Raw genomic sequence first — 13,875 nt, forward strand, 5'->3', positions numbered from 1 at the left:
AATGGAAAATCACCGGAAAGAAGTTAGTTTTATTTCTCAATCAATCCTCTATTCGGTTCTGCGTGGTAGTTTAGTTGGCATTGTCGCTGGTCTAGTGGTCGTTGCATTTCGCTTAGCCATTGAAAAACTATTTTCTGTCTTTACGCACCTCTATTCTATGGCAACAGACAATGCAATCTATTTACTTCTTATTGGAGGGCTTTATCTGGTCATAGCTTTACTTGTTGGCAAGTTGATCAAAGACGAGCCAAATGCAAAAGGTTCTGGTATACCTCAGGTGGAGGCAGAACTAAAAGGAATTATGGATTTAAACTGGTGGTCAGTCCTTTGGAGAAAATTTATCGGCGGTGTTTTATCCATTGCATCTGGTCTAATGCTGGGGCGTGAAGGTCCCAGTATTCAATTAGGAGCTGTAACGGCTAAAGGTGTATCAGTTCTTCTTAAATCCAGTGAAATGGAAAGAAGGAGTTTGATTGCTAGTGGCGCTGCGGCAGGTTTGGCAGCAGCTTTCAATGCACCAATAGCAGGTCTTTTATTTGTTGTGGAGGAAGTCTATCATCAGTTTTCACGTCTGGTATGGGTCTCAGCCCTGGCAGCCAGTATCACTGCGAACTTTATTTCCTTACATGTTTTTGGATTAATGCCTGTTTTGCATATGCCGAAGGACTTACAGTTACTATCTCTTGACCAATATTGGATCTATATCTTACTTGGAGTTTTCCTTGGCCTTGCTGGATATGTGTATGAAGTTGTTATCCTCAATATACAAGGTTTCTATACCCTCCTCTCAAAAATCATTCCTCTCCCAGTTCCATACTACAGTGTATTTGCCTTTTTGTTTATTATACCGATTGGTTATTTTTTCCCTAATCTGTTGGGTGGCGGGCATCATTTGATTTTAGAGCTTCCATATTTGGAACAAGGACTACTGACATTGGCAATCCTGATTTTAATACGATTTGTCTGGAGCATGATTTCCTATGGTTCTGGTCTACCAGGGGGCATCTTTTTGCCCATATTAACTTTAGGAAGTCTCCTTGGGCTTTTTGTCGCACGGTTCTTCCTTGAAATTGGTTTCATCAGTCAGGAGCAGATGCTATTGTTTATTGTATTGGGTATGGCAGGCTTTTTCGCAGCGATTTCCAAAGCACCTCTAACTGCTATTATTTTAGTTACTGAAATGGTAGGAAGTTTGAATCAATTGATGGTCATCGGGTTGGTGGCTTTGAGTTCCTATGTGATGATGGATCTTTTAGGTGGCGCGCCGGTCTATGAAGCAATGTTGGAAAAAATTCTGCCAGAAGAAGTAGAACAGCAAGAACATATGACCTTAATAGAGGTTGTTGTCAACGAAACATTGGATCAAATATTTGTAAGTGAGTTACGTTTGCCGGATTCATGCTTGATTACCAGTCAAATTCATCATGGTAAGTCAAGGATTGTGAAAGGAAATAGCCAACTTTCTATGGGGGATTCCTTGCTTGTTGCAGTTCCAATCTCTCAAATTCATGCCGTTCGTAGGATATTTGGGGGAGATTAGCATTTTTTTAGATTGTCTTAACAAAGAGATGAGGTAGAAAAGTCCCAATATTATACTGTTTTCGTTGTCTGGTCAACTTTCTCAATTCAGGAATAATTTCATCGGGAACGAAACTCCGAGGCAGCAGACCAATCCGTGTTAATTTAGCAATCCAGTGAGCATCCTTCTTGTCGGTTTTCTGACCTGGGATAGCCTTCATATGGGCTGGTTGAGCCAGTATCAACTCGAAATCATCACATAGAGCATGCCAGACAGGTCGCCAATAGACACCTGTGCTTTCCATACCAACAGCTTCCACATGAAATTGACTGAGAAAATCGTGGTAAGCACGTAGACCTTTAGTCGTTGTATCAAATGTAGCTAAGTAACACTTTGGACAAGTTAAGGGGAATACAAACGACAATATCGACTTGATCTACACATGATTATCTATGACAATTCCTTCCTTCTTAAAATTAGAGAGCCTATCTACTGAATTTTAGTCATATTCTTAAGTGCATATTGTGGTTCTTATCAGTAGGGTAGGGCAGTTTTGTCATCATAATTAACATCAATAATGCACCAACCACAGGGCCCTCATTAGGTATATAATCTTAGTGAGGGCTTTATGCTTATTTCATTATTCTGTGGGTAAGGACGGAGCCATCATGAATGTCTTGCTCACTCCCTTTTTAGTGTGCATTATCTGTATCTATGGTTATAGATATTATTGATAGCTAGTTATAGTTTGAACAAATAACTGAATTTTCAGAATATACTTGCAATGCTGATAATTTTATGTTTTAATATATTTATTGGCTTTGCCAATAATAAAGGAGAAAAACTAGGAGGAAAAGTTATGAAAAAGAAAGAAACTTTCTCACTTCGGAAGTATAAAATTGGAACTGTGTCTGTTCTTTTGGGTGCAGTTTTTTTGTTTGCAGGTGCACCATCGGTAGCTGCAGATGAATTGACAAGCCTTGTAGAGACTAAGGCGGAAACAACTGTTCCTGAAGCAATCGTAAGCGAATCAGCCTCAAAAACTCCCGTAGTCGAGGAGTTAGTTGACACTTCTGTGGAGGCTAACCCAACTGATGTGACCACCACAGATAATGGAGAGGGAAGAACTGCTTTTGAAAATGTCACAAATGCAGAGACAGAAGCAACTCAACCAGCTGTAGAAACTCCATCTACTTCAGAGAAAAAAGTAGAAGAAGAGGAGAAGCTTTCCACAGCAGATGTGACTACTGCTATTACTAATCAGGAAGAAGCGAAACCACAAAACATTGATAGTAATACGATCATTACAGTACCTAAAGTTTGGGACAGTGGTTACAAAGGCGAAGGAACAGTAGTTGCAATCATAGACTCTGGTCTTGATGTTGACCACGACATATTGCGTATTTCAAACCTCTCAACTGCGAAATATAAATCAGAAAAAGAGATAGAAGCAGCTAAAAAGGCAGCAGGAATTACCTACGGTGAATGGTTTAACGATAAGGTTGTATTTGGTTATAACTATGTCGATGTGAATACTGTCTTGAAAGAAGAAGATAAACGTTCACACGGTATGCACGTGACAAGCATTGCCACAGGAAATCCGACGCAACCAGTTGCTGGACAATTAATGTATGGTGTAGCTCCTGAAGCGCAAATCATGTTTATGCGCGTATTCTCAGATCTCAAAGCTACAACAGGCGCAGCATTGTACGTAAAGGCGATTGAAGATGCTGTAAAATTAGGTGCCGATAGCATCAACCTCAGCTTGGGAGGAGCTAACGGCTCTGTTGTTAACATGAATGAAAATGTGACTGCAGCAATCGAGGCTGCTCGTCGTGCAGGTGTTTCTGTTGTTATTGCCGCTGGTAATGATGGAACATTTGGTTCAGGTCATTCTAATCCGTCAGCCGATTATCCAGATTATGGCTTGGTCGGAGCTCCTTCAACAGCTCGCGATGCAATTTCTGTCGCTTCTTACAATAACACAACGGTTGGCAGTAAAGTAATTAATATCATTGGCTTAGAAAATAATGCTGATTTGAACTACGGAAAGAGTTCGTTCGATAATCCAGAGAAAAGTCCTGTACCATTTGAAGTTGGAAAGGAATATGAATATGTCTATGCAGGAATCGGTCAGGCTTCGGATTTTGATGGTTTAGATTTGACTGGAAAACTTGCACTCATCAAACGAGGAACCATCAGTTTCTCAGAAAAAATAGCCAATGCAACAGCCGCAGGGGCAGTAGGGGTTGTTATTTTCAATAGCCGCCCAGGCGAAGCTAATGTGAGCATGCAACTGGATGGTACAGCTATCGCAATTCCATCTATCTTCATTCCATTGGAATTCGGTGAAGCTTTGGCGGCTAAGCCATATAAGATTGCGTTCAATAACGAAACAGATATTCGTCCCAACCCCAAAGCAGGTCTTCTTTCAGATTTTTCAAGTTGGGGCCTATCAGCAGATGGCGAACTAAAACCAGACTTAGCTGCTCCGGGTGGTGCTATTTATGCAGCGATTAATGATAATGACTATGCCAACATGCAGGGAACAAGTATGGCTTCTCCACATGTGGCGGGAGTAGCTGTATTAGTAAAACAATATTTACAGGAAACTTATCCAACTAAGTCTCCTCAAGAAATCGAAGCATTAGTAAAACACTTGCTTATGTCTACTGCAAAAGCTCATGTGAACAAAGATACGAATGCCTACACTTCACCACGTCAACAAGGTGCGGGTATTATTGATACTGCGGCAGCTATTTCTACAGGTTTATATTTGACTGGCGAAGATGGGTATGGCAGCATTACCTTGGGAAATGTTGAGGATACATTCAGCTTTACGGTCACACTTCATAACATTACAAACGAAGATAAGACTTTAAACTACTCAACACAGTTAACAACGGATACTGTTCAAAACGGATTGATTACCTTGGCTCCGCGTTTATTAACAGAGATTCCTGGCGGTAAGGTGACTGTGCAAGCCAATTCAAGTACAACTGTTACAATTAATGTCGATGCATCAAGCTTTGCAGAAGAATTGACAGGTTTAATGAAAAACGGTTACTATCTTGAAGGTTTTGTTCGATTTACAGATGTAGCCGATGGTGGTGATATTGTCAGCGTTCCATACGTTGGTTTCCGTGGGGAATTCCAAAATCTAGCCGTTCTAGAAGAGCCGATTTACAATCTTATTGCCGATGGTAAGGGGGGCTTCTACTTTGAACCTGTTACAGCACAACCAGATACTGTTGACATCAGCCATCACTACACAGGTCTTGTTACTGGAAGTACGGAGTTAATCTATTCTACAGACAAACGATCTGACTTTGCGATCAAGACACTTGGTACATTTAAAAATGAAGCAGGATACTTTGTTTTAGAGCTTGATGAGTCCGGTAAGCCTCATTTAGCTATCTCGCCAAATGGGGATGACAACCAAGATTCGCTCGCTTTCAAAGGTGTCTTCTTGAGAAATTATACGGATTTAGTCGCAAGCGTCTATGCTGCAGATGATACCGAACGAACAAATCCACTTTGGGAAAGTCAACCACAGTCAGGCAATAAGAACTTCTATAGTGGTGATCCTAAAAATCCAAAATCAAGCATTATTTACCCTACTGAATGGAATGGGACAGACAGCGAGGGAAATGCTTTAGCAGATGGTAAGTATCAATACGTTTTGACCTACTCATCTGAAGTTCCAGGTGCAGCAGTACAAACTATGATTTTCGACGTTATCATCGATAGAGAATCACCAGTTATCACCACAGCTACCTATGATGAAACAAACTTTACATTTAACCCTCGTCCAGCCATTGAAAAAGGAGAATCCGGTCTATATCGCGAGCAAGTATTCTATCTTGTAGCAGATGCAAGCGGTGTGACAACTATTCCTTCCTTATTAGAAAATGGTGATGTAACCGTTTCTGATAACAAGGTATTTGTGGCACAAAACGACGATGGCTCCTTTACATTGCCTCTTGACCTTGCAGATATTTCAAAATTCTACTACACAGTAGAGGATTATGCTGGTAACATCAGCTATGAAAAAGTAGAGAATCTGATCAGTATCGGCAATGAAAAAGGGTTGGTAACTGTCAATATTCTTGATAAAGATACAAATAGTCCTGTACCAATACTTTTCTCTTACTCAGTCACCGATGAAACAGGCAAGATTGTTGCAGAATTACCACGATATGCCGGCGATACTAGCGTTCTTAAGCTACCATTTGGTACTTACACCTTTGATTTATTCTTATATGATACAGAATGGTCAAGCCTAGCTGGTGAAACAAAAGCAGTTGTGACAATTTCGGAAGAAAATAGCACTGCCGAGGTGAATTTCTATGTGACTTTGAAAGATAAGGCCAACTTGCTGGTAGATATTGATGCATTACTACCTTCTGGTTCAACCATCCAACTGGTAACTGCTGATGGCCAGACTATTCAGCTACCAAATGCTAAATATTCTAAGACCGATTATGGTAAATTTGTACCAGTTGGTACCTACACTATCCTTCCAACCCTCCCAGAAGGCTATGAATTTTTGGAAGAATTAGACGTAGCAGTACTTGCAAACCAGTCAAATGTTAAGAAATTAACCTTGATTAATAAAGTTGCTTTGAAAGAACTGATTGCTGAACTTGCAGGACTTGAAGAAACAGCGCGTTATTACAATGCTAGTCCAGAACTTCAAACTGCCTATGCTAAAGCATTAGAAGATGCCAATGCAGTATATGCCAACAAACACAATCAGGCACAAGTAGATTCAGCAGTTGCCAGTCTTGTGGCGGCGAAAGAACAGCTAAACGGTCAGGCTACCGATAAGGAAAAACTAATTGCTGAAGTATCAAACTACACACCGACTCAGGCAAACTTTATTTATTACAATGCTGAAAATACCAAACAAATTGCCTATGATACAGCTGTTCGTTCAGCACAACTTGTATTGAACCAAGAGAATGTAACACAGGCAGTTGTCAACCAAGCGTTGGCTGACTTGTTAGCAGCGAAAGCCAACTTAGATGGTCAAAAGACTGATATTTCAGCCCTTCGTAGCGCAGTATCCGTTTCTTCCGTATTAAAAGCGACAGATGCTAAGTATCTCAATGCATCTGAGAACGTGAAACAAGCTTATGACCAGGCAGTTGAAGCAGCGAAAGCGATTCTAGTTGATGAATCTGCAAGCCAAGCAAGTGTCGATCAAGCTCTAGCCGTTCTGACAAGCGCTCAGGCAGAACTGGATGGTGTTGCTACTTCAACAAATGATGCCAAAGAGCCAGCAAATACTGCCACTGACAAAAAAGATGAAGGCACTGTAACGCCTCCACCTATAGACTCAGAAAAAGTTGATGTACAGGCACCTCCTGTAGAAGATACTGGGAATTCAGGGCATGTACCGATAGGTCAGAAGCCAAACCTTCAACCAACTTTACCTCGTCCAGTCACTTTGCAAGCTAGTCTATCTAGTCCTAATCAAGAAAAACAGGTGACTCAACTACCAAATACTGGAGAAAATGATACGAAATACTATCTTGTTCTTGGTGTCATTATTGGGCTAGGGACTCTGTTAGTAAGCAAACGACGTCATAAGGAAGAAGTATAACCAACACTAACTTTATCACAAGTTTGCTAAATAATAAAACCGCTTAATCATTGATTAGGCGGTTGTTTGTGTTTGAAATTGAAGCCATTGTCTTTTGGATGTTTCTTGAGACATCAGTTGGCTTTACAAGATAATAATCTTGAGCCAGTTGGTCGGCAATATAGGAGTGGAGGTAGGTTGCTACAAGGATTCTTTCATATAGATGAACATGGGGAAATTGTACAGCAAATCCTGCAATCATACCTGCAAGAGTATCTCCCATACCTCCTGTTGCTTGGTAGGGACCACCAGCTCCTATTGGAGTGACTTGGTTTGGCTGGGTTTTTAGGATTTGAGTAGCAGAACTTTTAGCTACAAGGATTGTATTTTCTTGAAAAGATTGCAAGGCTTCAAGATTTCTTTGGCTTGTTTGGTCAGCAACCGGAATGGCTGATAACCGTTCCCATTCTTTCTGGTGGGGTGTCAGGATGACTTGTTTACACGGGAAGTTCTTCCTGTTTTGCTTTGCAATTAAGGTAAGGGCTGAGCCGTCAAGAACCAAAATCTGCTGGTCAGATAAATGTTCAAAAATAAAGTCCAATAACTGTTCAGCTCTGCTATTTTCCCCAAAACCTGGACCAATCAATACCAAGTCAGCATTTTCTAAGCTACTTATCAGCAAGGCTTGATCGTCAAATGAAAATGCCATGGCTTCAGGTAGATGACTATGTAAGGCTGATATGTTGTCTTTTTCAGTAGCAACAGTTACCAAGCCTGCTCCACTGTTGACGGTTGCTAGTGCGGCCATGATAATCGCTCCACCATAAGGATACAGTCCACCAATCAGCAAGACTCGACCATAGCTTCCCTTATGGCTATTGCGTGGTCTTGCTTGAATAACCTTTCTACAGAGTTCTTGTAAGTCCATACTTATTCCCCCTTTTCTTCTTATTATACCACGAGGAATGAGGTTTATGACAATCCAGATTTTAGATAAATCCAAGTTTTCATGCTATAATGAATTCATGGTATTATCAAAAAAACGTGCAAGAAAAGTTATTGAAGAAATCATCGCTCTGTATCCTGATGCTAAGCCTAGCTTGGACTTTCGAAATCACTTTGAGTTGGTATGTGCAGTGCTCTTATCTGCTCAAACTACAGACGCTGCGGTGAATAAGGCAACACCTGGTTTGTTCGCAGCTTTCCCTACGCCCCAAGCCATGGCGGCAGCAGAAGTGAAGGATATTGAGCCTTATATTTCTCGTTTGGGTTTGTACCGAAACAAGGCAAAGTTTTTAAAAGACTGTGCCCAGCAGTTGATGGAACGGCATAATGGCATTGTTCCGCAGACTCGTGAGGAATTAGAAGCTCTGGCAGGAGTGGGAAGAAAAACGGCCAATGTTGTCTTAAGTGTCGGTTTCGGAATCCCAGCCTTTGCAGTTGATACCCACGTGGGACGGATTTGTAAACACCACGATATTGTCAAAAAATCGGCTACACCCCTGGAAACAGAGAAACGAGTCATGGAAGTCTTACCTCCTGAACTCTGGCTCCCTGCTCATCAAGCTATGATTTATTTTGGACGAGAAGTCTGCCATCCTAAGAACCCTGAATGCGAAAAATTCCCACAATTATATGAATTTGACTAAAAAATCTTCTGTTTTTGAAGATTTTTTTAGTTTTTATGTGAAATTGTTTGAGTAAATTCTGAACATTTTTTTAAATTTTATAAGAATAGTAACTCAGAAAAGAATTATACGAATGTTATGTTTTATAAACGAGTTCCAAAAGTGATATATCCGAATATTGTCTAGATAGGTTTCTTTTTTATTGACAAAACACAAACAATAAGCTATACTATATCTTGTAATAAGGAAAAAATACGAAAAACAAACTGTTTTTCTGTTCCAATGTTAAGAAAAAGAGGTAGAAGCATGTTCAACGAAACTCCAGTTTTTGACTACGAAGATATTCAGCTCATTCCAAATAAATGTATCATCAATAGCCGTTCCGAGGCAGATACAACAGTGACTCTTGGGAAATATAGCTTTAAATTACCAGTTGTTCCAGCTAATATGCAGACTATTATTGATGAAGATGTGGCAGAAATGCTTGCCAAAGAAGGGTATTTCTATATCATGCATCGTTTCGATGAAGCTGGTCGTATTCCATTTATCAAACGCATGCACGAGCAAGGTTTGATTGCTTCCATCTCTGTTGGCGTAAAAGAATATGAATATGAGTTTGTGACTAGCTTGAAAGCTGATGCCCCTGAGTTTATCACCATTGATATTGCTCATGGTCATGCAGAAAGTGTTATCAAGATGATCCAACATATCAAGAAAGAATTACCTGAGACTTTTGTCATTGCAGGTAATGTCGGTACTCCAGAAGCAGTTCGTGAACTAGAAAATGCTGGTGCGGATGCGACAAAAGTTGGTATTGGTCCAGGTAAAGTATGTATTACAAAGGTTAAGACTGGTTTTGGTACAGGTGGTTGGCAGTTGGCTGCCCTTCGTTGGTGCGCAAAAGCTGCCCGTAAACCAATTATTGCGGACGGAGGTATCCGTACCCACGGAGATATTGCCAAATCCATCCGCTTCGGCGCAAGCATGGTCATGATTGGTTCGCTCTTTGCTGGTCACATTGAAAGCCCAGGTAAAACAATTGAAGTTGATGGCGAGAAATTCAAAGAGTACTATGGTTCTGCATCTGAATACCAAAAAGGTGCCTATAAAAACGTAGAAGGTAAGAAAATCTTACTCCCTGCCAAAGGACATTTGAAAGATACTCTGGTTGAAATGGAGCAAGATTTGCAGTCATCTATTTCTTATGCAGGTGGACGTGACATTACCAGCTTGAAGCATGTGGACTATGTTATCGTGAAAAACTCTATCTGGAATGGTGACTCTATCTAGTCAAAGAGGACTTGCAATGCGGGTCCTTTTCTTGTTACAATATTTATATAAAATTGAAAGAGAATAAGCATGTACCAAACAAGAAATAACAAAGAGAAGCTCTGGCTCTTTATCAAAATATTTTTGCCCATTTTAATTTATCAATTTGCTAATTACTCCGCATCCTTTATCGATACCATGATGACAGGCCAGTACAGCACTATGGATTTGGCTGGTGTTTCCATGGCAACCAGTCTTTGGAATCCGCTTTTTTCATTTCTAACAGGGATTGTATCTGCATTGGTCCCAATCATCGCTCAACATTTAGGAAAAGGTGAAAGAGATAAGATTCGTGAGGAGTTTCATCAGTTTGTCTATCTAGCAATCGGATTAACCATTTTACTCTTGTGCTCGGTCCTATTTATCGCTGTTCCCACCTTGGCTCAGTTTGGACTTGATGAATCTGTTTTTCAAGTTGGCAGGCAGTACCTCTATTTTATTTCCATTGGCATCCTGCCTCTCTTGCTCTTTAGTGTCTGTCGCTCTTTTTTCGACGCCCTCGGTTTGACTCAGCTATCCATGTACCTCATGTTGCTCCTTGTCCCATTTAACAGTCTATTTAACTATCTCTTAATTTATGGGAAAATGGGCCTCCCGGCCCTAGGCGGAGCTGGAGCTGGATTGGGTACTGCTTTAGCTTACTGGGCGGTATTGCTAGTAATCGTCATTGTCATGTGCAAAAATAAGACTATTTCTTTTTATCAGATTTGGCGGTGGAGTCCGATTGATGGGTCTTTACTGAAAGAAGGATTGAAAATCGGTCTTCCCATCGGTTTACAAGTCTTTGCAGAAGTAGCAATTTTTGCAGTAGTAGGGCTCTATATGGCAAAATTTTCAGCCCAGATTATAGCAGCCCACCAGTCAGCTATGAACTTTGCGACATTATTATATGCCTTTCCTGCCTCAGTTTCTTCAGCCCTAGCTATTGTCATTGCTTATGAAGTAGGGGCTAAACGACCACAGGATGTGAAAGCCTACAGCCGTCTGGGACGCTTAGTAGCACTAGGCTTTGCAGGCCTAACACTCACTTTCCTATATTTTTTCCGCTCCAAAGTTGCCTACCTTTATGGTAATGACGCAGAATTTATCCGTCTGACCTCGCATTTCCTGAGCTTTGCTCTCATGTTCCAGTTAGCAGATGCCTTTACAGCACCTATTCAGGGGATTTTACGTGGTTACAAGGATACGACTGTTCCATTTATACTTGGTTTGGTTGCCTATTGGTCCATGACCTTCCCAGTCGCATTCTTGCTTGAAAGATTTTTCAAAATGGGTCCAGAAGCCTATTGGATCGGTCTTATTTCAGGGATTTTTGTCTGCGGAATAGCTCTTAATTTGCGCTTGATCAAAATAGCTCATTCTCATTTGTCTGTGAAATAAATTAACTATGAAAGTCGGAGGCATCCGGCTTTTTCTCTCTTGTGAAAATATCTTGCTCATGTTAAAATAAAAGGATAGAAAATCAAATGGAGAAATTATGAATTATTTTAACGTAGGAAAGATTGTTAATACGCAAGGCCTACAAGGGGAAATGCGTGTTTTGTCTGTGACCGATTTTGCAGAAGATCGTTTTAAAAAAGGGGCAAAGCTTGCACTTTTTGATGACAAGGATCAGTTTGTCATGGAAGTGGAAATTGCTAGTCACCGTAAGGCTAAGAACTTTGATATTATCAAGTTTAAGGGCATGTACCATATCAACGATATTGAAAAGTACAAGGGCTTTAGTTTGAAAATTGCCGAGGAAAATTTGACCGACCTTGAAGATGGTGAGTTTTATTACCATGAAATTATCGGCTTGGATGTCTATGAGAATGATATTCTGATCGGACAAATCAAGGAAATCTTGCAGCCAGGTGCCAATGATGTCTGGGTGGTGAAACGAAAAGGTAAGAAAGACCTGCTCTTGCCATATATTCCACCTGTTGTCTTGAACATTGATATTCCAAATAACCGTGTCGATGTGGAATTGCTCGAGGGCCTAGACGATGAGAATTGATATTTTGACCCTCTTCCCTGAGATGTTTGCACCTCTAGAACACTCTATTGTGGGTAAGGCGCGTGACAAGGGTTTGCTAGAAATCAACTACCACAATTTCCGAGAGAATGCTGAAAAGGCTCGCCATGTGGACGATGAACCCTATGGTGGAGGACAAGGCATGTTGCTCCGTGCCCAGCCAATTTTTGATACCATGGATAGCATTGAACAAACCACTCCACGTGTTATCCTATTGGATCCCGCTGGGCGTACTTTCAATCAGGCCTATGCCGAAGAATTAGCACAGGAAGAGCAGCTGATTTTCATTTGCGGTCACTATGAAGGATATGATGAGCGGATTAAGACCTTAGTAACAGATGAAATTTCTCTCGGAGATTATGTCCTGACAGGTGGAGAGTTGGCAGCTATGACCATGATTGATGCTACCGTTCGCCTGATTCCAGAGGTTATTGGCAAGGAAGTCAGTCATACGGATGATAGTTTTTCATCAGGGCTATTGGAATATCCTCAATACACCCGACCATACGAGTATCGTGGAATGGTAGTTCCAGATGTATTAATGAGCGGTCACCATGAAAATATTCGTAAATGGCGTTTGGAAGAGAGTCTACGCAAAACCTATCAACGTCGTCCAGACTTGTTAGAAAACTACAACTTTACAGCTGAAGAGTTAACTATTTTTGAAAAAATCAAGGCAGAAGACACAGTTGATTAGACTGTGTTTTTCTTGCTAGAAGGAGAAATGATGAAACGCAAGGTATTTGAACATTACCAACCTTATAAAATCAAACAAAAGGCAAGATTTGATTTAGGAAATAACGAAAATCGTATCATTGATTGGGCTTTTTTGCCACAAGAGACTTTGGAAAATTTGGATGTCAATCAATTAAGTTTTTATGGTGATAACACTTACTCCGAACTGATTGAGAAATATGCGGCCTATCTTGGAGTGAATCCCAAACAAGTGACGGTAGGTGTGGGCTCTGATCACCTTATTCACATGATTATTTCCACCTTTATGGAAAAGGATGATACTTTTTTGACTGTCAATCCAGACTTCTTCATGTATGAAACCTATAATCACATGCATGGTAGCCGTTTTGAAGCCATTGATTTGGAAGCAAAAAACGATACACTCGTCCTGCCAGTAGAGAAATTGTTGGCACGTGCGGAGGAGGTGAAGGTAAAGATAATCATGCTTTCCAATCCTAACAATCCTTCTTCAGTAGCTTATTCACTAGAAGATTTGGAGAAATTGGCTATTTCTTTTAAAGGGCTACTCGTTGTAGATGAGGCTTACATTGAATTTGCAAATGTCGAAAGCTTCATCAGTCGTCTGCAACAATTTGACAATGTTTTAGTTTTACGGACCTTATCAAAGGCTTTTGGACTTGCAGGTTTACGAGTTGGCTTTGCGGTAGGAAGCGAAGAGTTAATTTATGAATTGGACAAGGTCATTCCCCCATTCAGCTTGTCAAACTTGACTGCAAAAATGGCAGCCGTTGCATTGAATTATACAGACAAGGTTTTAGAAACAGTAGGAGTAATTCAGAATTTGCGAGAAGAAATGATTTTATTATTGCAAGGGTTAGATAACTGTCAAGTTCTACCTAGTCAGGCTAGTTTTGTAACGTTTAAAGCACCATGGGCAGAAGAATTTTATCAGCAAGCCTTGGCACAGGATTGGAATTTCAAATATTATCCAACAGGTAAATTAGAGGGGCATATTCGCCTGTCTATCGGCCGTCCAGAAGAAATGGACATGATGAAAAAAATGATTGAGAAACTAGTGGAAGCGTAGATTTCTGCTAGTTTT

Annotated in this window: 9 protein-coding genes and 1 pseudogene; 8 read left to right on the forward strand and 2 right to left on the reverse strand. The window is 40.6% G+C overall.

The genetic code is table 11. From position 1 onward, the window contains the following. Window position 1: 1 nt before the first annotated feature. Window positions 2-1,540 (forward strand): ClC family H(+)/Cl(-) exchange transporter, encoded by a 1,539-nt coding sequence (locus ODU50_RS00675; RefSeq protein ID WP_105153019.1) that lies wholly within the window; start codon window positions 2-4, stop codon window positions 1,538-1,540. Window positions 1,541-1,592: 52 nt separating this feature from the next. Here the strand turns inward: ODU50_RS00675 and ODU50_RS00680 are convergent. After that, window positions 1,593-1,922: pseudogene (locus tag ODU50_RS00680) on the reverse strand (transposase); the annotation flags it as partial. A 456-nt stretch (window positions 1,923-2,378) separates the two neighbouring features. Here ODU50_RS00680 and ODU50_RS00685 point away from each other — a divergent pair. After that, window positions 2,379-7,127 carry a S8 family serine peptidase gene (locus ODU50_RS00685; RefSeq protein WP_203181207.1) on the forward strand — a complete coding sequence of 1,583 codons (4,749 nt, stop codon included), beginning with the start codon at window positions 2,379-2,381 and terminating at the stop codon, window positions 7,125-7,127. A gap of 43 nt (window positions 7,128-7,170) precedes the next feature. On the opposite strand, the gene ODU50_RS00690 is transcribed toward ODU50_RS00685, so the two are convergent. Continuing rightward, on the reverse strand, window positions 7,171-8,034 hold the full coding sequence (locus ODU50_RS00690; RefSeq protein WP_024413173.1) for an NAD(P)H-hydrate dehydratase: 864 nt from the start codon (window positions 8,032-8,034) through the stop codon (window positions 7,171-7,173). 97 nt (window positions 8,035-8,131) lie between these two features. Between ODU50_RS00690 and nth the strand changes: the two genes are divergently transcribed. From nth to ODU50_RS00720, 6 genes are all read left to right on the forward strand, one after another. Then, the gene (gene nth / locus ODU50_RS00695; RefSeq protein WP_012775083.1) at window positions 8,132-8,755 is read left to right on the forward strand and encodes an endonuclease III; all 624 of its coding nucleotides are present in this window, start codon (window positions 8,132-8,134) and stop codon (window positions 8,753-8,755) included. Window positions 8,756-9,040: 285 nt separating this feature from the next. Next, the gene (guaC, locus tag ODU50_RS00700) at window positions 9,041-10,024 is read left to right on the forward strand and encodes a GMP reductase (RefSeq protein ID WP_014637970.1); all 984 of its coding nucleotides are present in this window, start codon (window positions 9,041-9,043) and stop codon (window positions 10,022-10,024) included. Window positions 10,025-10,093: 69 nt separating this feature from the next. Next, window positions 10,094-11,443 (forward strand): MATE family efflux transporter, encoded by a 1,350-nt coding sequence (locus ODU50_RS00705; RefSeq protein WP_398581264.1) that lies wholly within the window; start codon window positions 10,094-10,096, stop codon window positions 11,441-11,443. Between the two features lie 97 nt (window positions 11,444-11,540). Then, on the forward strand, window positions 11,541-12,059 hold the full coding sequence (rimM, locus tag ODU50_RS00710) for a ribosome maturation factor RimM (RefSeq protein WP_024390341.1): 519 nt from the start codon (window positions 11,541-11,543) through the stop codon (window positions 12,057-12,059). After that, window positions 12,049-12,774: a tRNA (guanosine(37)-N1)-methyltransferase TrmD gene (trmD, locus tag ODU50_RS00715; protein WP_024381813.1), complete on the forward strand. Its 726-nt coding sequence runs from the start codon at window positions 12,049-12,051 to the stop codon at window positions 12,772-12,774. Before rimM ends, trmD begins: the two co-directional genes overlap by 11 nt. Window positions 12,775-12,804: 30 nt before the next feature. Further along, a complete protein-coding gene (locus ODU50_RS00720; RefSeq protein ID WP_398581265.1) occupies window positions 12,805-13,860 on the forward strand; it encodes a pyridoxal phosphate-dependent aminotransferase in 1,056 nt (351 codons plus the stop codon). Window positions 13,861-13,875 lie beyond the last annotated feature (15 nt).

Origin of the sequence: Streptococcus sp. 2020WUSS084 (assembly GCF_044427445.1) — a bacterium.
Lineage (GTDB): Bacteria > Bacillota > Bacilli > Lactobacillales > Streptococcaceae > Streptococcus > Streptococcus suis.